At 40.7% G+C, this 21,354-nt stretch carries 18 protein-coding genes; 14 read left to right on the plus strand and 4 right to left on the minus strand.

Going from position 1 to position 21,354, the window contains the following annotated elements; genetic code table 11:
• Window positions 1–75 precede the first annotated feature (75 nt).
• From queG to ACNO7B_RS04550, 9 genes are all read left to right on the plus strand, one after another.
• A complete protein-coding gene (gene queG / locus ACNO7B_RS04510) occupies window positions 76–1,224 on the plus strand; it encodes a tRNA epoxyqueuosine(34) reductase QueG (RefSeq protein WP_377837394.1) in 1,149 nt (382 codons plus the stop codon).
• A gap of 61 nt (window positions 1,225–1,285) precedes the next feature.
• On the plus strand, window positions 1,286–2,188 hold the full coding sequence (locus tag ACNO7B_RS04515; RefSeq protein WP_008349082.1) for an amidase domain-containing protein: 903 nt from the start codon (window positions 1,286–1,288) through the stop codon (window positions 2,186–2,188).
• 43 nt (window positions 2,189–2,231) lie between these two features.
• Window positions 2,232–2,705, plus strand: coding sequence for a tRNA (uridine(34)/cytosine(34)/5-carboxymethylaminomethyluridine(34)-2'-O)-methyltransferase TrmL (gene trmL, locus ACNO7B_RS04520; protein WP_003211950.1), 474 nt, complete (start codon window positions 2,232–2,234; stop codon window positions 2,703–2,705).
• 442 nt (window positions 2,706–3,147) lie between these two features.
• Window positions 3,148–5,043, plus strand: coding sequence for a PrkA family serine protein kinase (locus ACNO7B_RS04525; RefSeq protein WP_017360374.1), 1,896 nt, complete (start codon window positions 3,148–3,150; stop codon window positions 5,041–5,043).
• 140 nt (window positions 5,044–5,183) lie between these two features.
• Window positions 5,184–6,347, plus strand: coding sequence for a sporulation protein YhbH (gene yhbH / locus ACNO7B_RS04530; RefSeq protein ID WP_017360373.1), 1,164 nt, complete (start codon window positions 5,184–5,186; stop codon window positions 6,345–6,347).
• A gap of 362 nt (window positions 6,348–6,709) precedes the next feature.
• Window positions 6,710–7,342 (plus strand): HlyD family efflux transporter periplasmic adaptor subunit, encoded by a 633-nt coding sequence (locus ACNO7B_RS04535; protein WP_007497037.1) that lies wholly within the window; start codon window positions 6,710–6,712, stop codon window positions 7,340–7,342.
• A 39-nt stretch (window positions 7,343–7,381) separates the two neighbouring features.
• Window positions 7,382–9,001: a DHA2 family efflux MFS transporter permease subunit gene (locus ACNO7B_RS04540; RefSeq protein ID WP_041507548.1), complete on the plus strand. Its 1,620-nt coding sequence runs from the start codon at window positions 7,382–7,384 to the stop codon at window positions 8,999–9,001.
• 17 nt (window positions 9,002–9,018) lie between these two features.
• On the plus strand, window positions 9,019–9,543 hold the full coding sequence (locus tag ACNO7B_RS04545; RefSeq protein ID WP_113747690.1) for an NAD(P)H-dependent oxidoreductase: 525 nt from the start codon (window positions 9,019–9,021) through the stop codon (window positions 9,541–9,543).
• Between the two features lie 13 nt (window positions 9,544–9,556).
• Entirely contained in the window at window positions 9,557–9,916 is a 360-nt protein-coding gene (locus ACNO7B_RS04550) for a hypothetical protein (protein ID WP_017360371.1), read from the plus strand.
• A gap of 114 nt (window positions 9,917–10,030) precedes the next feature.
• Here the strand turns inward: ACNO7B_RS04550 and cspB are convergent, their stop codons facing one another.
• A complete protein-coding gene (gene cspB, locus ACNO7B_RS04555; RefSeq protein WP_008349061.1) occupies window positions 10,031–10,231 on the minus strand; it encodes a cold shock-like protein CspB in 201 nt (66 codons plus the stop codon).
• A gap of 211 nt (window positions 10,232–10,442) precedes the next feature.
• Window positions 10,443–11,534 (minus strand): GGDEF domain-containing protein, encoded by a 1,092-nt coding sequence (locus ACNO7B_RS04560; RefSeq protein ID WP_417901242.1) that lies wholly within the window; start codon window positions 11,532–11,534, stop codon window positions 10,443–10,445.
• A gap of 94 nt (window positions 11,535–11,628) precedes the next feature.
• On the opposite strand from ACNO7B_RS04560, the gene ACNO7B_RS04565 reads away from it, so the two are divergent.
• Window positions 11,629–12,009, plus strand: a complete 381-nt coding sequence (locus tag ACNO7B_RS04565) for a hypothetical protein (protein ID WP_113747689.1) — start codon at window positions 11,629–11,631, stop codon at window positions 12,007–12,009.
• A 35-nt stretch (window positions 12,010–12,044) separates the two neighbouring features.
• Here the strand turns inward: ACNO7B_RS04565 and ACNO7B_RS04570 are convergent, their stop codons facing one another.
• Complete coding sequence (locus tag ACNO7B_RS04570; RefSeq protein WP_035703388.1) at window positions 12,045–12,461, minus strand: hypothetical protein; 417 nt, start codon at window positions 12,459–12,461, stop codon at window positions 12,045–12,047.
• A 153-nt stretch (window positions 12,462–12,614) separates the two neighbouring features.
• Between ACNO7B_RS04570 and ACNO7B_RS04575 the strand changes: the two genes are divergently transcribed.
• Together ACNO7B_RS04575 and ACNO7B_RS04580 are read left to right on the plus strand one after the other, a co-directional pair.
• Window positions 12,615–13,121 (plus strand): YhcN/YlaJ family sporulation lipoprotein, encoded by a 507-nt coding sequence (locus ACNO7B_RS04575; RefSeq protein ID WP_008349054.1) that lies wholly within the window; start codon window positions 12,615–12,617, stop codon window positions 13,119–13,121.
• Window positions 13,122–13,277: 156 nt separating this feature from the next.
• A complete protein-coding gene (locus ACNO7B_RS04580; protein ID WP_113747688.1) occupies window positions 13,278–14,153 on the plus strand; it encodes a hypothetical protein in 876 nt (291 codons plus the stop codon).
• A 29-nt stretch (window positions 14,154–14,182) separates the two neighbouring features.
• On the opposite strand, the gene ACNO7B_RS04585 is transcribed toward ACNO7B_RS04580, so the two are convergent.
• Window positions 14,183–14,827, minus strand: a complete 645-nt coding sequence (locus ACNO7B_RS04585; protein ID WP_113747687.1) for a spore coat protein — start codon at window positions 14,825–14,827, stop codon at window positions 14,183–14,185.
• A 143-nt stretch (window positions 14,828–14,970) separates the two neighbouring features.
• Between ACNO7B_RS04585 and ACNO7B_RS04590 the strand changes: the two genes are divergently transcribed.
• Window positions 14,971–18,333 (plus strand): CheR family methyltransferase, encoded by a 3,363-nt coding sequence (locus ACNO7B_RS04590; protein ID WP_035703395.1) that lies wholly within the window; start codon window positions 14,971–14,973, stop codon window positions 18,331–18,333.
• Window positions 18,334–18,415: 82 nt separating this feature from the next.
• Window positions 18,416–21,322 carry a 5'-nucleotidase C-terminal domain-containing protein gene (locus tag ACNO7B_RS04595; protein WP_417901243.1) on the plus strand — a complete coding sequence of 969 codons (2,907 nt, stop codon included), beginning with the start codon at window positions 18,416–18,418 and terminating at the stop codon, window positions 21,320–21,322.
• Window positions 21,323–21,354: the final 32 nt, after the last annotated feature.

Raw genomic sequence — 21,354 nt, forward strand, 5'->3', positions numbered from 1 at the left:
ACTCCAATCGGTCATGATACACTCGTATTATACTGAAAACAACTGAAGAAACAAAGAAAGGAGGTTTGCAAGGTGATTCATGTTGGACAATTAAAAGAAGAGTTAATTCAATATGCGAACGAAATTGGTGTCGATAAAATTCGATTTGCAAGTGCTGATACATTTGATTCATTAAAGGACCGCCTCATCTTACATGAATCGTTAGGGTATTTGTCCGGTTTTGAAGAACCTGATATCGAAAAACGAACAAATCCTGCTTTGCTGCTTCCAAAAGCAAAATCAATTGTCGCCATTGCGCTCGCATACCCTTCCAAAATGAAAGATGCTCCCCGAAGTACAAAGGATGCAAGAAGAGGGATTTTTTGCAGGGCTTCATGGGGAACTGATTATCATGTTGTGCTGAAAAAAAAGCTCGACATGCTTGAAGAATTTTTGCGCAGTAAACACGAAGATATACGGACAAAATCAATGGTGGACACAGGTGAATTGTCTGACCGTGCTGTAGCCGAACGTGCTGGCATTGGCTTTAGCGCAAAGAACTGTATGATTATCACACCAGAGTTCGGATCTTATGTCTATTTGGCTGAGATGATTACAAATGTTCCATTTGAACCGGATGAGAAAATAGAAGACCAGTGCGGAACTTGTAATAAATGTGTGGATTCATGTCCAACGGGTGCTCTTGTGAATCCAGGCCAGCTCAATTCTCAAAGGTGTATTTCGTTTTTAACACAGACAAAAGGGTTTTTACCTGACGAATTTCGCTCGAAAATAGGGAATCGGTTGTATGGATGTGATACATGCCAAACGGTCTGCCCAATTAATAAAGGGAAAGACTTTCACCTACATCCTGAAATGGAGCCGGACCCTGAAATTGCAAAGCCGCTCTTAAAGCCACTGCTGACAATCAGCAATCGTGAGTTTAAAGAGAAGTATGGTCATGTTTCTGGATCATGGCGAGGGAAAAAGCCTATTCAGCGGAATGCCATTTTGGCACTTGCTCACTTTAAAGATACATCTGCTTTGCCAGATTTGGTTGACCTGATGCATAAAGATCCAAGACCGGTCATTCGAGGCACGGCTGCTTGGGCAATCGGTAAAATTGGCGATGGTCAGCAGCTTTCAGAACTCGAAAAAGCCCTTGGGCGGGAAAGTGATGAAGAAGCAAAACAAGAGATCATCAAAGGGATTGAATTGTTACAAACACCTTTAAATACTAAATAACCTCCCATTGAACATAGAATGAACCAAACAGAGATGTTAAAAAAAGTTTGGTGGTGTCTGTGTGAAACAATTATTAGAACAAACGTTAGAAGACAGACTGGCATATTTATTAAATGGCAGTACGATCAAACAGCCGCAGCTGATGTCTGATGTGGACGCTGTGGAGCGAAAGAAAGAGCTGTTTGCAAGAAGACAAGTTGAGATTGTCAAGGCGAAAGCAAAAGCAAAACTTCTCGATTCAGCTATTCAAGATGATGGAGCTCAGCAAGTACAATATCTCGCTCACCTCACTTATGTCTGTAAGGATATAGACGATTCTTTTTATTTAGAGGAACAGGTTGAGAAAAGAGAAGCGTTTCTTTATAACGACATGCTTGTGAAAGATCGGATGATGTTAGAAGAACGACAAAAGGAAGATCAGGTGGATGAGCGCTTCCAAAATGAAGACCAATTTGGAAGAGCTTTTCACTATGACCGGCGTGCAGCTGTTCAATATGCTGAAACGTATTGGAATAAACGAAATCCAGCCTATAAAAATTTCGAAGATAACTGTACGAATTTTATTTCACAATGTCTAAAAGCAGGGAATGCGCCAACGAGAGGATATCCGAACCGTGGATCTGGCTGGTGGGTTCGTCCACATACGTGGAGCTACAGCTGGACGGTGGCACATTCGATGAAAAATTATTTAGCCAATTCCAAAGCGGGGTTGAGAGCGAAGAAGCTCAAGGAGCCGCAGGAGCTTCAAATAGGTGATGTTATTTGCTACGATTTTGAAGGTGACGGTAGGTATAATCATACAACCATTGTCGTTGATCATGATAAAGGCGGAATGCCTCTTGTGAATGCACAAACGTATGACAGCCGTATGCGTTACTGGTCGTATGAAGATTCAACGGCTTATACACCTAGTATTCGTTATACGTTTTTTCACATTTTGGACGATGCTCCGAAGGATAGTTAATGGTATAATGTTGAGCGGAAAAGAAAATTAGAGGTGAACTTTTTTGGGACTTCATGTCGTTTTATATCAACCAGAAATTCCAGCTAATACTGGAAATATTGCGCGTACATGTGCAGCAACAAATACAACACTTCATCTGATTCGTCCGCTTGGTTTTTCGACAGATGATAAAATGCTGAAGCGTGCAGGACTCGATTATTGGAAATATGCCAATGTCGTCTATCATGATTCATTAGATGAATTGTTTGAGGCTCATCCGAAGGGGCAATTTTTCTATATCACAAAGTTTGGGCAAAAGCCGCATACAACGTTCGATTACTCGCAGCTAGATGAAGACTACTTCTTTGTATTTGGCAGAGAGACGAGTGGATTGCCAAAAGATTTGATTGAACGGAATATGGATCGCTGTCTACGTTTACCAATGACAGAGCATGTTCGTTCACTGAATCTATCGAATACGGCAGCGATTCTTGTGTATGAGGCGCTTCGCCAGCAGCAATACCGAGATTTGATATAAGAACATGATAAAAGCCGAGATCCGATCTCGCTCTCAGTGAATATGTAAGTACTGAAAATATGAACGAAATGAAAAAGGATGTTCCACTGATGGAACATCCTTTTTTTCATTTACCAGGCTTGCCTTCGTAGCCAGCTGTGAAAATGGATACTAAAAACGTAATGATGACGCCCATCATAATGACCGTTCTCATATAAGCTCCCCCTTATCCCTTTGTTCCTTCGCTGCCGGTTTCATATGTTGTGAAGTTCGCCTTGAAAAGCAGGAGATGAAGATCATTTTTCTCCTGTTTTTCCTTTATTATGAAGGGTCTTGCGGATGGTTGTCAATTCAGTTTGCCAATTCGTCATTTTGAAGAACGAAAGCATGTAATAGGACGCCTCCGCATAGATTGTAAAACAGTATCTGATTTCTAGCTTCAATCTTGAAAGAGGAGGTTCATATGGATATTTTAAAGAAAATTGAACAGCACAGAGAAGAAGAGCAGCGACTGAAATGGGAAGGCACCTTCAGTGAATATTTAGATATTATTAAAGAAAATCCACTTGTCGCTCAATCTGCTCATTCTCGAGTTTATCATATGATTAAGGACAGCGGGATTGAAGAGGAGAATGGGGTCAGAACCTACAAATTTTTTGATCAGGAGCTTTTTGGTTTAGAGGAATCATTGGAAAGGCTAGTGGAAGAGTATTTTCACCCTGCGGCTAAACGTTTAGATGTCAGAAAGCGTATTTTATTGTTAATGGGGCCAGTCAGCGGCGGGAAATCGACGCTTGTCACAAGGCTGAAAAGAGGGCTGGAAGAGTATTCACTAACAGATCATGGCGCAGTCTATGCGATTAAAGGCTGCCCAATGCATGAAGATCCGCTTCATCTCATTCCGCAAAATCTGCGGGAGGATTTCTATAGAGAATACGGCATACGTGTGCAGGGGAATTTATCACCTTTAAACTTGATGAGGCTCGAAGAGGAATATGGTGGCCGCATTGAGGATGTGAGAGTGGAACGAATTTTTTTCTCAGAGGACAAACGGACCGGCATTGGTACCTTCAGCCCGTCGGATCCGAAATCTCAGGACATTGCTGACTTAACAGGAAGTATTGATTTTTCAACGATTGCTGAATTTGGTTCAGAGTCAGACCCGCGTGCGTACCGGTTTGATGGAGAGCTCAATAAAGCAAACCGTGGAATGATGGAATTTCAAGAGATGTTAAAGTGTGATGAGAAATTTCTATGGCATCTTCTTTCATTAACGCAGGAGGGGAATTTTAAGGCGGGGCGTTTTGCGTTGATTAGTGCGGATGAATTGATTGTTGCACATACGAATGAAACGGAGTACCGATCATTTATTTCGAATAAAAAGAACGAGGCTTTACACTCAAGAATTATTGTGATGCCGATCCCTTATAATTTAAAGGTGACAGAGGAAGAACGCATTTATCATAAGATGATTTCAGAAAGTGATGTCTCAGATGTTCATATTGCGCCGCATACGCTAAAGGTAGCTGCGATGTTCTCTATTTTGACAAGGCTGAAGGAGCCGAAGCGGTCTGATATCGATTTGGTGAAAAAAATGCGACTGTATGATGGGGAAAGTGTCGAAGGTTTCCAATCTGTTGATATTGATGAGATGAAAAAGGAATTTCATGACGAAGGAATGAGCGGAATTGACCCGAGATATGTCATTAACCGCATTTCATCCACCATTATTCGAAAGAACATGGAATCCATCAATGCACTGGATGTCCTCCGTTCCTTAAAAGAAGGACTGGATCAGCATCCATCGATCTCAAGTGAAGATCGGGAACGTTATTTGAATTTTATTTCTGTCGCACGAAAAGAGTATGACGATATGGCGAAGAAGGAAGTTCAAAAGGCATTTGTGTATTCCTATGAGGAGTCTGCGAAAACTCTCATGGATAATTACTTAGATAATGTCGAGGCGTACTGCAATAAAAACAAACTGCGTGATCCGTTAACAGGTGAAGAAATGAATCCTGATGAAAAGCTCATGCGTTCAATTGAGGAACAGATCGGCATTTCTGAAAACGCCAAAAAGGCATTCAGAGAAGAAATCCTCATTCGGATTTCGGCTTATGCGAGAAAGGGCAAACGCTTTGATTATAATTCTCACGAGAGATTACGAGAAGCTATTCAGAAGAAGCTCTTTGCCGATTTGAAAGATGTCGTGAAAATTACGACATCGACGAAAACGCCGGATGAGCAGCAGTTGAAAAAAGTCAATGAAGTAGTGGCGCGATTGATTGATGAGCATGGCTATAATTCTACAAGTGCAAATGAACTCTTAAAATATGTAGGCAGTCTTCTGAATCGTTAATAAATGAAGGAGGCATTATTGGCGCAAACCAGCACCGGTAATGTCTTTTTTAAAAATCGTCGTCATTTCGACGACGACCAGCATACGATAATGGAATCGATGGGTACAAGAATTGTCCAAAAAGGTGAGGAGGGGGATGGATGTCCCGGCAAGAAAAAAGTCAGTTTATTGTGTCTCAGGAAGACTGGTCCCTCCATCGAAAAGGCTTTGATGACCAGCAGCGTCATCAGAAAAAAGTCAAAGAGGCGATTAAAAACAATTTGCCGGATCTTGTCACAGAGGAAAGCATTATTATGTCTAATGGCAAAGATGTGGTCAAAATTCCGATCCGTTCTTTAGATGAATATAAAATTCGGTACAACTATGATAAGAATAAGCATGTAGGTCAGGGGGATGGAGACAGCCAGGTTGGCGATGTGGTCGCTCGGGATGGATCTGACAGTAAGCAAGGGCAGGGAAAAGGTCAAGGTGCTGGAGATCAAGCCGGTGATGATTATTACGAAGCAGAAGTCTCATTAATGGATTTAGAGGAAGCGCTATTTCGTGAGCTGGAGCTACCAAATCTTAAACAAAAGGAACTTGATGATATCGTTGTCGAGGAAATTGAGTTTAATGATATTCGCAAAACGGGGTTAACCGGTAACATCCATAAAAAACGAACAATGCTGTCAGCATTTAAACGAAATGCCATGACAGGAAGCCCTTCCTTTTATCCTATTTATCCAGAGGATATTAAGTATAAGACGTGGAATGAAGTCACCAAACCAGAATCGAAAGCGGTTGTCCTAGCGATGATGGATACGAGCGGAAGTATGGGGCTTTGGGAAAAATATATGGCGAGAAGCTTTTTCTTTTGGATGACACGTTTCTTGCGGACAAAGTATGAGACAGTCGAGATCGAATTCATTGCTCACCATACAGAGGCGAAGGTCGTAGACGAGGAGCACTTCTTTTCTCGGGGAGAGAGCGGGGGAACCATTTGTTCTTCTGTCTATCGAAAGGCACTAGAGCTCATAGACGAACGATATCCTCCGTCACGATATAATATTTATCCTTTCCATTTTTCTGATGGTGACAATTTGACCTCTGATAATGCACGGTGCGTGAAGCTCGTTTCTGAAATTATGAAAAAAGCCAATTTATTTTGTTATGGTGAAGTGAATCAATATAATCGGCATTCTACGTTAATGTCAGCATATAAACATATTCAGGATGAGAAATTTAAGCATTATATTTTGAAGCAAAAATCAGACGTTTTTCTCGCATTAAAAAAATTTTTTCAGCAGGAAGAAGTTCATTCTTAAAGAGAACATTCAAAAAAACCTTTCAGCATAAGGGCTGAAAGGTTTTTTGTGTGGAGAAGGAAGGGATCACCAGAAAAAAAGTAAAACTTTCTCTTTGACATTTCAATTTTCATTTATTAATATTTAATCTTGTTAAATATAAGTTTTTCAAAAAAGATGCCGATCGTCTTTTCTTCTTTTTCTGCTTTTTGCTCATAAGTGAACAATAAGTATAAATGGGCTGCACACCATTTTCAGCGGAGTAGAAAAAGGGGAAACAGACAGCTCTATGAGCTTGTTTCATAATCTGTCAGATGATGGGCATTCTAAGTTTGCTAAAGCAGATGACACTATATTTTTATACATGAAAGGAGAAACAAAACATGAACAGAGGGCGTTTATTGCTAACAAATATTATTGGCCTTATTGTGATTCTTGCCATTATTGCCGGAGGTGCTTATTACTACTACGAAAGCACAAACTTCGTAAAAACAGATGAAGCAAAAGTGACAGGTGACATGTATCAAATTACAGCGCCAGCAGCTGGACAAATCAAAGGCTGGGACATCAATGAAGGTGACGAAGTGCAAAAAGACAGCACAGTTGCAAAAGTTGAAGGAGAAGCAAAAACAAACATTAAAGCAGTGGCTGATGGCACATTAGTCAAAAAAGAAGTACAAAACAACCAACAAGTGCAGCCTGGGACAGTTCTTGGTGAAACGATTGACCTAAGCAAGCTTTACATTACAGCGAATATTAAAGAAACAGACATTAAGAACATTGAAAAAGGTGACAAAGTGGACATCGTTGTAGACGGCGATCCTGATACAACATTTGAAGGAACTGTTGAACAAATTGGTTATGCAACAAACTCAACATTCAATATGCTGCCAGCAACAAACTCAAGTGGTAACTACACGAAAGTGACACAAAAAGTAGCAGTGAAAATTTCAATTAAAAATCCATCTGACAAAGTACTTCCAGGTATGAATGCTTCTGTCAAAATTTCATCTTAATGATGACTGATATCAAAAAATGAAAGGAGGTTGTCTGAGATGGCAAATCAACCTGCAGCGACAAAACAGGGAGCAGGCTCCTTGTCTTTACTGATCATTTTAATGGCCGGTTTGTTCGTAGCGATTTTAAACCAAACGCTTTTGAACGTAGCCATGCCCCATTTAATGACTGAATTTAATGTGAGTGCGACGACAATTCAGTGGCTTACAACAGGTTACATGCTTGTCAATGGTGTGCTCATTCCGTTATCTGCGTTTTTAATCACACGTTTTGGCCAGCGCAGCTTATTCCTCGTGGCGATGATTTCATTTACACTAGGGACTTTTATTTGCGGTATTGCGCCAAACTTTTCGACGATGCTGATTGGTCGTTTGATTCAGGCAGTCGGTGGCGGTATCTTACAGCCGCTCGTCATGACAACAATCCTTTTTATTTTCCCTCCGGAAAACAGAGGGAAAGGAATGGGGATTTTTGGTCTTGCGATGATGTTTGCTCCTGCAGTAGGACCAACATTATCTGGTTACATTATTGAACACTATTCATGGCGTATTATGTTTTATGGACTTGTACCAATCGGTGCGATTGTCATTATCGCGGCTTTCTTTATGTTTAAAAATATTGTAGAGCCTAAAAAAATCAAGCTGGACACTCTTGGTGCGATTCTGTCGATCGTTGGTTTTGCTTCGCTTCTATACGGAGTGAGTGAAGCGGGAAGTGATGGTTGGACAGATCCAATCGTTTTATCTACGATTATCATTGGTGCGATTGCGATCATTCTCTTTATTTTCCAACAGCTAAAAGCGGATAATCCGATGCTTGATTTCCGCGTGTTTAAATACAGCATTTTCTCATTATCAAGTGTTATCAACATTATTATTACCGTTGCCTTATACACTGGGATGTTCTTACTTCCGATCTACTTGCAGAACCTCGTTGGGTTTACTGCACTGCAATCGGGGCTATTAATGCTTCCAGGGGCACTTGCGATGCTCATTATGTCTCCAATTTCAGGGATCTTGTTTGATAAATTTGGACCTCGTCCACTTGCCATTGTAGGGATGCTGATTACGGTTGTCACCACATACGAGTTTACAAGGCTGACGATTGATACATCTTATAGTCACATTGTGCTCATGTATGCAGTACGTGCCTTTGGTATGTCACTCTTGATGATGCCAGTCATGACTGCTGGGATGAACCAATTACCGCAGCATTTAAACAGTCATGGTACAGCGATGTCAAACACACTGAGACAAATCAGTGGTTCGATCGGTACGAGTTTGATCACGACGATTTATACAAATCGCACGACATTCCATTATTCCAATATGGCAGATCAAACGAATACGGCTGACCCGTTCTTTATGAATTCATTCCAGGCGGCTGTCTCTAATGTGATGCACCATATGGGCATGACAGCAGAAGCTGCTCAAAAATATGTGTCGACCCAGCTCTTTACGAAAGCACAAGTCGATTCCAATGTGATGGGCATCAATGATGCTTACATGTGGGTGACATTATTCTGTGCAGCTGGTGTGATTCTCAGCTTGTTCCTGCGAGATGTACGTAAGGATAAAAAGCGAAAAGAAAAGCAGGATAAGAAACAAGAAATGACATTGCTTCCAGCACCTAAGGAAGCAAACCAAGATGCAAGATAAGTGTGGAGGGACCGTACATGAAAATTTATGTCGTATACGATAGTGAAGGTGACCATACAAAAGCACTTGCAGAAGCGATTGCAGCTGGCGCAGGTGAAGCAGAGCAAGCTGAAGTGTTCATTGATCATGTGAAAGATGCGGATATCCGCAAGCTTGATCAAATGGATGCAATCATTTGGGGCTGCCCTGGTCACTTTGGTACCATTAGTTCTGGATTAAAGACATGGATTGACCGTCTTGGGTATTTATGGGCAGAAGGAAAACTCATCGATAAAGTCGGTGCCGTTTTCTGTACCACTGCGACAACACATGGCGGATTAGAAATGACGATGCACAATTTGATTACGCCGATGTTCCATCAAGGGATGCTTGTGGTCGGCCTTCCTGGAAATGTTCCAGAAAATGCATTATACGGCTCTTATTATGGAGCAGGTGTGACGTGCCCGATTGATTCTGATGAAGTGATTTCTGCAGAAGGCATTGAGCTGGGGAAAGCATTAGGAAGACGAGTAGCATCAGTCACTGCGTCATTTAAGCGATAAGGAGAGGGTTCTTTTGGCGACGATTATTGTAGCGTTAGTAGCTGCTGTTCTAGTCATTATCGGATTAGTAGCGTTCAATGTCAGACACGCTTCGGCCGAGAAGGAAGAGATCAAAGAAGATGTATCGAATCATCCTGACGTGCCGCATAGCGAGCCAGAAGTTGCGGCGAGACCTGTAGAGCCTGAAGTGGAAGAAAAAGCGTCAGAGCCTTCTCAGACAGATGATGCTCCGTCAGGTGATGATTTCTATAGACAGGCGCTTCAAAAGTTTAAGCAGCCAGAACCACCTGTCAAAGAAGAAGAACCAGAGACGAAAATGAATGATGATATGTATCGTTCTGCTTTACAGAAACTAAAGCAGAAGGACAAATAAAAAGAGAACCTCTCGTCAGGTTCTCTTTTTTTATTGCACAAAAAAACCGCTGGCATAAAAGCCGAGCGGTTTTCCTTCACTCTATAAAGTGCTAAAAGAGCAGATGCTCTTAAATTACGCTTTGTTAACGTTAGCAGCTTGTGGTCCACGGTTACCTTCAACGATTTCGAAAGAAACTGATTGACCTTCTTCTAAAGTTTTGAAGCCTTCGCCTTGGATAGCAGAGAAGTGAACGAATACATCGTCTTGACCTTCTACTTCGATGAATCCGAAACCTTTTTCAGAGTTGAACCATTTTACTTTACCTTCTAACATGAAATTTCCTCCTAAAGCGATCTTAACGCTTAAATTCACTATTCTTGCTCTTACACAAACTTCAAAGACGAAAACTCTTTCAAAACTTTCTTCTTAAAGATGATACGAACAAAAATAATTACCTTTACTTTACCAGTGTTTGCGGGAAAAAACAACTGTTATACGAAAACTTTTTTAAAAATAATTAGCGCTAACAAATTGAGGAAAAAGCCTATGTTAAGTGTTCTCTTTTTCGTCTAGAAAAGCTCACTTTGTTTCTGCCTGACTGCTTCGCTTTATAGAGCTCCTGGTCTGCAATAATCGGTAATTGTTTCATGTTTTCACTTGTACCTGCATCATAAGCACATCCAATTGACACCGTAATGTGAATCGATGTTCCGTTTTGTAAATAAATTGGCTGATCCGCCATTTTTTTTCGTAAACGTTCCGCAATTTGCCATGTTTTTTCAACGGAACAATTCGGTAAAAGCACAGCAAATTCTTCACCGCCGATCCGCCCAATATAATCAGAGCTTCTTGTGTTCTTAATTAGCCTTGTTCCGATTTCTTTTAAAACGATATCTCCCTCATGATGTCCATACTGATCATTGATGGTTTTGAAATAATCGATGTCTAGATAAATCAAGGACATTTGATGGATAGGTTGCTTTAAGTTCAGCGAAAAAGCATCACTTAATATCTCATCGAATTTCCGTTTATTTAAAACACCAGTTAAAAAGTCATAATGAGCTTGGAATTTATACAAATTTAACATCTGATACGCTTTTGTTTGATGCTCAATGACATAAAAGTTAAATAAACCGGCAATATACGAGAAAATCCAATAGGCAGTATGCAGTTCAAACGATCTTTCATTGACGATGATGATAAATAAAATCGTCGCAATGACGTTGCTCATGGTAATAGATAACAGCATTTTTACGACGTGATTGATATGACGCTCAGCAATTAAAAAGGAAGCTGTGGCGATAAATATCATGGAAAAAATATTAATGAAAGAAGCGACATTGGCTTCGATTAATAATCGGCCAATAATGATCACACAGGCTGCAATAAACGTTTGTGCAATGCCTCCATAAAATGCCGTTAAAATAAGGGGGATATGTCTTAAATCGATGATGGCTGGTCCTGCTTTAATAGAGAAAAACATTAAGAGGACACCGAGTAACCCAGAAATCATTCCTTTAAAAATTTGTCTGAGCAGGGTGTCTTCCTTTTTTAAAAAATTCTCTTTAAACACAAGCATCAATAAATAATGGAAAGTGACAAGAATTGTTAAATTAATAAAGAGGTCTCTTAGCAAAATAAAATCACCTTTTTAAAATTACTAAAATTTGTTGCAAAAGAAAAGGGGAAACAAGATAATTAATAAAAATTTCACTTATGAGGGGTTTAAAATGAGGAGAAAACAATTTCCAGATCGAACGGACTGGCTTTCTTTTTTTGAGACGTGGCCTGATGAAGGATTTGAACGAGATATGCCCATTGAATATCAAGATCTAACGTTTCGGTTTGAGAATGAGGAAGAGCGATTTATAGTGACGATGTCTCTTGGAGTACAAGAATTTTCTTTGAAGGCTATTCGTAAAAAGGACGCATCTGTTTTAGGAGTATATGCCTTTAAAACTGTGCGACATGTAGAAATAAAAAAGGATCGGCAACATGAAAAAGAGCTGTTGATACTATTAGATGGTGTGGAACGGTTTGTTATCACGATCGAAATCACCTTCTTACCTTCCTTCTGCATCATGGTGAAAGAGCATTTTTCAGGAGAATGAACAGGAGCCTTTCTGAAAAAAGGCTCCTGTTTTAGTTATTTGTGCTCGATGTCATTGAGCACTTGCTGAATAGATTCATCATCCATTACATTCATGACACTTTCATCAATGTGAAGAGACTGGGCGTAAGACTCTCTCGGCGGCTGATGAGTTTGGTATGTTTTTGATGATGTTTGATGCTGGCTTGTTTCATTAGGCTGGACAGCGCTGAATGCTTGCTTGATCATTTGTCCTACTTCAGCTGTGCCTTTTGAGTCTTTACGTGAATGCGAATGGGGCTCATGACGAGATGACTCATGCTGGTGTTGATCTTTGCCTTTCATCATTGAGGACAAATTCATTTGAGTCATGCTGCTAAGTCTTCTCCGTAATAGTGGTGAAAATAATGCAATGATGGCTGTTGATGCTGCGATCATTGCACCAGTACTCATACCTTTTCTCTTTTTAAACAAACGAATCCCTCCATTTGATCGTGATGATACTTCTTCATCATGTTTAGGATGACCAATCAAGGCCGATTTATGAATTCATTGCTGAAATAGAGGATGTGTGCATAAAAAGTCTGCTGGATGAAAAACCTATGAGCAAAAGGAGGGAATCAATTGATGAATAAGAAATGGATGCTATCTTTATTACTCGTTCCAACATTGATCACTGCTGGGTGTGGAATGAACAACCAAGGCGATGAACGAAGAGGAACAATGAAACGACAGTACGAAAATGTCACATATAAGAACGACAACATGAGACAGGATCAACCAAATGTGCAGACACCTCAGAAGGTGAAAGTGGCAGATAAGGCATCAGAGCTTGTTGCCAACATGTCTGAAGTGAAAACAGCGAACGTACTTGTCACAGGGAAAAATGCATTTGTTGCTGTCGTGCTTGAAGGCAATAAAAGCGGAGATGTAACAGACGATTTGAAAAAGAAAATTTCTGACAAAGTCAAATCGACGGATCAACAAATTGATAATGTGTATGTATCTGCTAATCCAGACTTTGTCGATCGTATGGCAGGGTACGGAAAACGTATTAGAAGTGGAGAACCAATTTCAGGATTCTTCGACGAGTTTACTGAAACGGTTCGACGTGTCTTCCCTGAATCAAAATAGCTACGACAAAAGCCGTATGTCATATGCGGCTTTTTTGTTTGGAACCGCACCTTGCGCACCTGACTGCATAAAGTAAAAAATATATCACCTCTTGTTGATCTTTGTTTTTTCATAGAAAGAGAAAGAGGTTGCAGGATGAATTCAGGTGGGGAGTAAATGAAAGCAAAACCGTCATTAATTCATAAAAAACTTGTAAGCGGAATGATTGCAGCAGGTTTGATTTTTTATGCGTTCACTGCGTACTTGATTTATGTTGCGTTCCAGCTGGCAGGGCAATATCTAGAGGAGCATTCTTCGCCTAAAACGGTCTTAACGGAAGGACTCAATAAGCAAGTCTATGAACATATTCGAATCTACTATGCAGAGGATGAGGGCGCCTTTGTCGATCTGACCATAGAAGCGCTTGAGCAGGCAAAGAAGAGGACGATGTCAGTGTTTCAGTATGAAGCTGATAAACCGTTAGATATCATTTATTTTGATGATAAAGAGACGATTGAGCAATTTGCCGGTATCAAGCATATTACAGGTTTTTATTCTGATGTTGATCATATGATTGGATTATACCCAGATAAACGGGAAGAATTGTTGAAGAAAGAGACACTGCCTTTATACTTTTTCAACACGTTATTCATTCATGAGTATGCCCATTTCGTTTTCTATGAAAAGGTGCATGCATATAAGGTATCTCCAGTCGTCTTTCCTCTTTGGTTCCATGAAGGAACAGCAGAATGGACGGCCTATGATGTGCTGAACGCCACATCTGAACGGTTTGACGTCATTCCTTTTAAATCTCTTTATTCTGATCAAGACTGGCAAGAATCTCGCACGACGTATGAGACAGATGTTTATTTACAAAGCTACTATATGATCTATGAGCTTGTGCAGCTTTATGGACGAGATGTCATACATGAGATCATGGAGGAAACGGCGAAAACTAGTCGTTTTGATAGAGGGTTTGAACAAGCGACAGGACAACGTCTCACAGATTTTGAAGAGCAATTTAAACTGAATTATCAAAGAAACAACGGCTGACCTGTAAATAGGTCGGCCGTTGTTTTTATTTAATGAAGCGGTTTTTGCTGGTTGGCTTTGCTCGGCGGCATCTGCACTTGTCCCTGCATAGGGGCAAATGTAGATGTCATCGCTTGCATATCTTGAGCTGTAAGCTGCGGAACTTGATAATAGCTATGTTTGTTTTGATATAAGAAAATTTCATACGCCATTTCAATAAAGTTCGGGATTTGCGCTGCAAGCACACGTCGTACCACAGGGTTTGTGACCTCTAATGCAGTCATTGAGAGTAATCCAGCATGAGATTTCACGAGACCAAGCATATGCCCTGTAATTCCCGCATCTTTTACATCCTGTAATGATTGATTTGGCTTCTTAGGCTGAGATGGTTTTATTCCGTATGTCACCTGCGTCTGTTCGTTCATCATATAAGTAGATGTTTCTTCACTAGGCTTTTGACCAGTAGAAAAACAATCTACCGTGACGTTGTACTGGGACAATACAAATTGATATTGTCGATCTAACATGTCGGATAATGTGGGATCTTGGATAAATTGCCGAAAGATCATGTATTGATCCAAAATATTAATGGTCCCTGCCAATACCTCATGTAAATCAAATAACTCATGCCCGCCATGATTGAATTGGGGCTGCTGGGCATGTCCTTGAACGTTTGTCTGCTGATCGTTTTGCATAAAGAATCCTCCTTCTGTTTATACAGTCTGTTTTAATGTGAGGAAGTTTTCCTCCTTTCATGCAAAAACATTATTTACAATTAGAGGGTTTTCTTCCTTTTTGTCGAAAAAATGTATCAGACGAATGAACATGGGGGTACCAGATGCAGGACAAAATCATTAATCGTTTGATAGAAGACGAACATGTGCAGGCACCAGTGATTGGCATCGGTGTTTCGCCGTTTGAACAGCATCATCTTGAGGCTTTTTTTCAATCATTTCCGCATGAATTAAATGCCTCTTTTATTGTTGTGCAAAATCATGTGACAGGCGATTGTGTAACTGATTTGGAAGCACTTGTTTTACCGATTGGCTACCGGGCAAAGCCGATTAAGCATGGTGAGAAAGTCATGAAAAATACGATTTATGTTTGTCCGCAGCATGCAGCTGTGACATTGACAGAAGACAAACGGCTACACATAACAGAGCAGCATCCTACAAACAAGGCGTGTGCTGTGAATTCGTTGTTTCAGTCACTTGCCAATGTGCAAAAGGAAGAGGCCTATGCGATCTTTTTTCAAAAAGGCTATTGTGTAGGAAGTGGTCTGCTTCAAATCGTTGAGCAAGGCGGTACAGCCATATCGTGCAGTGAGACAAATAGTGGGTTTGATCGTATGTATCATCAAACATTTCAAGACCCTTCTGCACTTGCGTCATATATAGCCAACATCATCAACGTTCCGCATACAGATGTTGCAGACCCTGTTTTGATCAGAATCATTGAACGTCTTGAAATGCATAAAGGAATTGCATTTTCAACCTATGAGAAGCGCAGACTGCTCTCTGTCATTCAAAAAAGAATGAGGAGTGCGAACCAATCGATCTCCTTATTGTCCGAGTACGATCGTTTATTAGAGAGAGAACCAGATGAGCTTGATCGCCTGCATGTACAGCTTTTAAGCGGCACGACTTCCTTTTTTAGAGATATGGAAGCCTTTCGAGTATGTGAACATCACATCATTCCGTCGATCATTGAAAACACAATGAAAAATGGGAAATCTCGATGCCGCATTTGGATTGCAGGATGTTCTACAGGTGAAGAAGCCTATTCTTTTGCGATGTTATTTTTAGAAGAAATGAAACGAAGACAAGTGTCCATTGAACTTCAAGTGTTTGCAACAGACATCAACCGGAAAGCCATCCAAAGTGCAAGCAAAGGTGTTTATTCGCTTGAGTCTATGGCACGGATGCCAGAAAAATGGAGGGCGCGATATTTCGAAAAAAAAGGTGACGCTTTTATTGTGAAGCAGTCGCTTAGAAAACATATTGTCTTTGCTCCTCACAATTTATTGATCGATTCACCTTTTATCCACCTCGATTTTATCAGTTGCCGAAATGTTCTGATGTACTTCCAGCCAGAAGTACAAAAACGAGTCTTATCTCGATTCCAATATGCACTAAAGGATCAAGGGATGTTGATATTAGGACCGAATGAAAAGGTACCCAATATCCCTCGTTTATTTCATTTGTTAAATGAAAAGTGGAACATTTACACCCACTCAAACGTTCCTAAATACAATGTAGGTCATACGGAGTTAAAAAAACGAGCTGTCCAATATATGAAAGAAGTAGAGCAGGAGTATGATGCATGTTTCATCATAGACGATTTCGAGAAAATCCTCGCGATATCAAACGGTGCCTATTCTTTCTTAGCGCATGCAGAAGTCTCAGATGAATTATGTGAATATGTAACCCCTGATTATATGAAAGAGATACTAAGTCAAAGCTTTCAAAAGGTGTGGACTGAAGAGACTGAGGTTGTCTTTCAACATGTCCTCATTTCGGAAAATGGAAGAAAGCAGTATGCAGATTTTACAGTAAAACATTTTGATCGCCGTTTTAAAGGAGTATACGTCATTCTCATTCGGAAGAGTGAGAGAGGAAAAAATCAAAAGAACGGCAGGGACAAAGGGATGTTAGAGCAGAATTCGGTTTATCAACAGCGAATTGTCGATTTAGAAAACGAGCTCAATGAGGTCAAACAAAAGGAGCAAGAAGCAAGGGCTCAATTAAAAGAAAAAAACAAGCAAATAGAAGTGCGCGAGAAAACAAACGAGCATTTTATTAATATCATCAACAACTTAAAGGTGACAAGAGAAGAACTGTACCGGCCGTCTGTGAAGCCAGAACTTGCCACGTTGTTTGTGGACCGGGAAATGAATATTCGCTATCACACTCCTACAGCTACCTCTTTATTCACTTCAGCTCAAACCCGGCACCAGCAAACGTTTCAGTCGATGGTGAAGAAGTTATCGAAGGAAATGCTCTATCATGATATTCAATCTGTCATTTCAGATAGGCGCGTGATCGAACGTGAAATTGAAACGAACGAAGGAGAACAATTCACGGTTCATATGACACCTTTCTATGATCAAGATCGCGAGGGAGCGGTGATGACCTGGATCAAAATGACCGAAATGACGAAATTGAAGCAGGCTCTTCATCTTGCGGTGACAGCACTTGATAACAGCCATATTCATATTGTGGTTGCAACGGGAGAAGGTGTTATTCAGTGTGTCAATCAGCGCTTTTGTCAGTTTGTACAGCAGCATGAATATGATTTGATCGGAAAAGATATTTTTTCTGTCTATTATGCGTTGTGTCAATGTGATGATCTAGTGAAACAATGGGACGTGTGTTTAAGAGAGGGCAGCTGGACAGGTGAGTTGTATTTTCAGGACTTATCAGGGCGTGAGCGATGGGAAAGAGTCTCTTTACACCGAATCGATGACCCTGACAAAATGCAGTCTACTGTCATGCGGATTTCGGAGGATATTACAAGTCAAAAACAGTCTGAGAAAATGCTGATGAAGTCTGAAATGCTGTCAGCAGTTGGACAGCTTGCAGCTGGTATTGCCCATGAGATACGTAACCCACTTACGTCGTTAAAAGGCTTTTTACAGCTAATGATTCAAAGTAAAAAGTATCAGAAGGATTATGCCGATGTGATGATGTCAGAGTTTAATCGGCTTGAGTCTATTATTAACGAATTCCTTGTGCTCTCTAGAAGCAAATCTGTTAAATTTGAACCGGTGAATGTGAACCTTCTCCTCGAAGAAGTCATTATGGTCGTTGAATCTCAGGCGGTCTTAAAAGGAGTGTCGATTCAAAAGAATTTGGCTCCCTCTTTGCCACATATTCAAGGCATTCCAAATGAACTGAAACAAGTGTTTCTTAACATTCTTAAAAATGGAATTGAAGCGATGGATGGAGTAACAGGTGTGATCCAAGTGACTTCATTATTGAAAAACGACCAAATGATGCTGATATTTGAAGATCAAGGAAAGGGCATACCAGAAGAGGAGATTGGGAAATTAGGCGAACCTTTTTACACAACGAAAGAAAAAGGAACGGGTCTTGGATTAATGATGACCATTAAGATTATTGAAAGTCATGGCGGTACCATTCGTTTTGAGAGCAAAAGCTTTGAAGGGACACGTGTGATTATTACGTTTCCAAGTAATTGAGATCAGCTTTACATGAAATCCATCCAGTCTCAATAATTGCTTTGTACAATAGAAGAGATGAAGTTCAAAGGGGAGAAATCTAATGAAACGTATACAATCCATTCGAATGGTCTGTTGTTTGATTTTGGTGATATTTAGTCTGCAATCTTTACTGCCTAGTATGATGACTGCTGAGGCGTTTTCTTCTTCTGAGAAAAAGGAGACTTTATGGAAACAAACAAAGCCGATGAACATAAAAAAAGCCCGAAAACTGATAGGAGAAACGGTAACGGTGAGCGGAATCGTAACAGCAGATCAATCCGCTATAGGGAATGGGAAACTATCAACATATATTCAAGACAAAACAGCTGGTCTCAATATTTATTCTGCGCAGCCTAAGAATTTTCCAGAACTGAAAGCAGGCATGAAGGTCACGGTGACAGGCAAGATCACGACTTATAAAGGGCTCGTTGAAATTGTACCAGATCAAGATCGTCTGAAGATAGATGCTGTGAATCAGCCATTGCCTTCGCCAAAGAAAGTTTCCATTAAACAATTGGAAGCGGATCAGGCAGGCAAATATGAAGGAAGATTAGTGAAGGTAAAAGGCTATGTAGAACAGGCGCCAGATCAGCCAGCTGGCGGTGGATACAATGTGGCCATCATCGATAAAAAATATCATAGTACAGTCCTTAGAGTCATGGTTGATACGGGTGCCATTGATCAAGTGAAGACCGGAAAATGGTATGAGTTTACTGGCGTTTTAAGCAGATATGATACGCTGCAAGTACTTCCAAGACACAAAACCGATGTCAAATTGCTGAAGAACCAGCCAAAGCCGCCAAAAATCAAAAAAGAATACGAGGCAACGGTAGATCGTGTAGTGGATGGAGATACCATTCATTTGAAGAAGCCTGTGCTCGGCACAACCAAGGTACGCTTCGTGAATATGGACACACCAGAAACCTACCACAAGCCCAAAAATGAATTAGATCAAAACCAGCTGCGCTTTGGACAAAAAGCGACGGATTATTTAAAAACGCTACTTTCAAGTGGTGATCGAGTTACATTAAAGATTGGCCCGGAAGCAAAGGATGGATATGGACGTCTTTTAGCTCAAGTCAAAACCAAAAAAGGGCTGAATACGAACCTAGAACTTGTGAAAAAAGGATATGCCCCTACTTATTTCATCTGGCCTGTTGGAGATGAAAAAGAGTATCAGATGTTCCAGCAAGCAGTGAAAGATGCCAAGAAAAAAGGGCTTGGTATTTGGAATAAAGAAGATCCTCTTCTAGAACAGCCGTTTGAATTTAGAGCACGCGAGCAGAAAAAAGGGCTCACACGTTATGTGGGTGATTCATCTGCAAAAACCTACGTATCACCTGACAGCTGGAATGAGATCGATGTGGATAAACGTATCTTTTTTGCTTCTAAAGAAGAAGCAGAGCAGGCTGGATATCAGGCGTCAGCATCATCCAGTGAAGTTCCATTAACCATTTTAAGTATGAATGATTTGCATGGGAAAATTGATCAGCAATATGAGCTGGATGTAAAAGGTGATGGCAGTAAAGGAACATATGGACGGATGGATTATGTGGCGGCTTATATAAAACAAAAGCAAGCTGCGCAAAAAAATACACTGACAGTTCATGCAGGAGATATGATAGGCGGAAGCTCGCCGGTTTCTTCTCTTTTACAAGATGAACCAACCGTTGAACTAATGGAGAACATCGGCTTTGATGTTGGGACTGTCGGCAACCATGAGTTTGATGAAGGTGTAGATGAATTATTGCGCATCTTAAAAGGTGGAGATCACCCGAAAGGCACAAAAGGATACGATGGGCAGAACTTCCCGCTTGTTTGTGCAAACTGCGAATACAAGGACACTGGCAAACCACTTTTACCGGCCTATGAAATCATGGATGTCGAAGGAATTCCTGTGGCTTTTATCGGGGTAGTGACAACATCAGCGGCAGGAATGGTCATGCCAGAAGGAATTAAAGATATTCAATTTACTGATGAAGTCAAAGCTGTCAATGAAGCAACGAAAGAATTAAAGCAAAAAGGGATTAAAGCGATCGCAGTTCTGGCTCATATGACCGCCTCTCAAAATGGTGATACCATTACTGGAGAAAGCGCAAGGCTCGCCAAAGAAGGTGATGACGAAATTGATGTCATTTTCGCTGGCCATAATCACGAAGTGGTCAATGGAGAAATGAATGGAAAATTAATTGTCCAAGCCTTTGAATACGGAAAGGCAATTGGAGAAGTCAATGTCACACTTGACCGGAAAACAAAGGATATTGTCAAAAAGAGTGCAAACATCCAGTATGTAGACCAGGCTGGTATTGAAAAGGATCAGGAAGCAGCGGACATTTTAGCCCATTACGGAAAAGAAGTGGAGCCGATTATTAGTGAGGTTGTTGGAGAAGCTGGCGTCAAGATGGAAGGTGGCTATTCCAATGATGGTGATACACCACTTGGCAACCTCATTGCGGATGGCATGAGATATTCAATGAAAAGTGACTTTGCCATGATGAATGGCGGCGGTATCAGACAAAATCTCGAAAAAGGACCCATTACTTGGGGAGACCTCTTTAATATTCAGCCATTTGGAAATGTGTTAGTAAAGCTGGACATCAAGGGGAAAGATTTAGTTGATATCATTGAAGCTCAAATATCTCCTCAATTTGGACCAGATTATAGCATTTCAGGCTTTTCTTATTCGTACGATCCGTTAACATATAAAGTAGTCGACTTAAAACTGCCTGATGGTTCTTCCGTTGATTTCGATAAAACGTATACACTCACAGTGAACAACTTCATGGCGACTGCCACTGGAAGTAAGTATGCACCGATTGGGCGGCTAGGGAAAAATCCGGAAACAGGCCCAGAAGATTTAGAAGCAACGGTTGCTTTTGTAAAGAGCTTCGAGGGAGCTTCTATTGTGTATCAAAAAGAGGGCCGAATTCAACAAGCGAAACAAGAAGAAAAGGCAGCAGCAAGCTAAAGAATCATCAGCAAAGACAAAGGAGTTAACGC

Source organism: Bacillus sp. AK25, from assembly GCF_048270685.1.
In the GTDB taxonomy this organism is placed as follows: domain Bacteria; phylum Bacillota; class Bacilli; order Bacillales; family Bacillaceae; genus Bacillus; species Bacillus altitudinis.

What these genes read in the sequence shown, in the direction of transcription:
- cspB (WP_008349061.1), bottom strand. Translation starts at nt 10,231, where the DNA reads ATGTTAGAAGGTAAAGTAAAATGGTTCAACTCTGAAAAAGGTTTCGGA.
- ACNO7B_RS04590 (WP_035703395.1), top strand. Translation starts at nt 14,971, where the DNA reads ATGCAGGACAAAATCATTAATCGTTTGATAGAAGACGAACATGTGCAG.
- ACNO7B_RS04525 (WP_017360374.1), top strand. Translation starts at nt 3,148, where the DNA reads ATGGATATTTTAAAGAAAATTGAACAGCACAGAGAAGAAGAGCAGCGA.
- ACNO7B_RS04580 (WP_113747688.1), top strand. Translation starts at nt 13,278, where the DNA reads ATGAAAGCAAAACCGTCATTAATTCATAAAAAACTTGTAAGCGGAATG.
- ACNO7B_RS04535 (WP_007497037.1), top strand. Translation starts at nt 6,710, where the DNA reads ATGAACAGAGGGCGTTTATTGCTAACAAATATTATTGGCCTTATTGTG.
- ACNO7B_RS04540 (WP_041507548.1), top strand. Translation starts at nt 7,382, where the DNA reads ATGGCAAATCAACCTGCAGCGACAAAACAGGGAGCAGGCTCCTTGTCT.
- ACNO7B_RS04545 (WP_113747690.1), top strand. Translation starts at nt 9,019, where the DNA reads ATGAAAATTTATGTCGTATACGATAGTGAAGGTGACCATACAAAAGCA.
- yhbH (WP_017360373.1), top strand. Translation starts at nt 5,184, where the DNA reads ATGTCCCGGCAAGAAAAAAGTCAGTTTATTGTGTCTCAGGAAGACTGG.
- ACNO7B_RS04575 (WP_008349054.1), top strand. Translation starts at nt 12,615, where the DNA reads ATGAATAAGAAATGGATGCTATCTTTATTACTCGTTCCAACATTGATC.
- ACNO7B_RS04585 (WP_113747687.1), bottom strand. Translation starts at nt 14,827, where the DNA reads ATGCAAAACGATCAGCAGACAAACGTTCAAGGACATGCCCAGCAGCCC.
- ACNO7B_RS04595 (WP_417901243.1), top strand. Translation starts at nt 18,416, where the DNA reads ATGAAACGTATACAATCCATTCGAATGGTCTGTTGTTTGATTTTGGTG.
- ACNO7B_RS04565 (WP_113747689.1), top strand. Translation starts at nt 11,629, where the DNA reads ATGAGGAGAAAACAATTTCCAGATCGAACGGACTGGCTTTCTTTTTTT.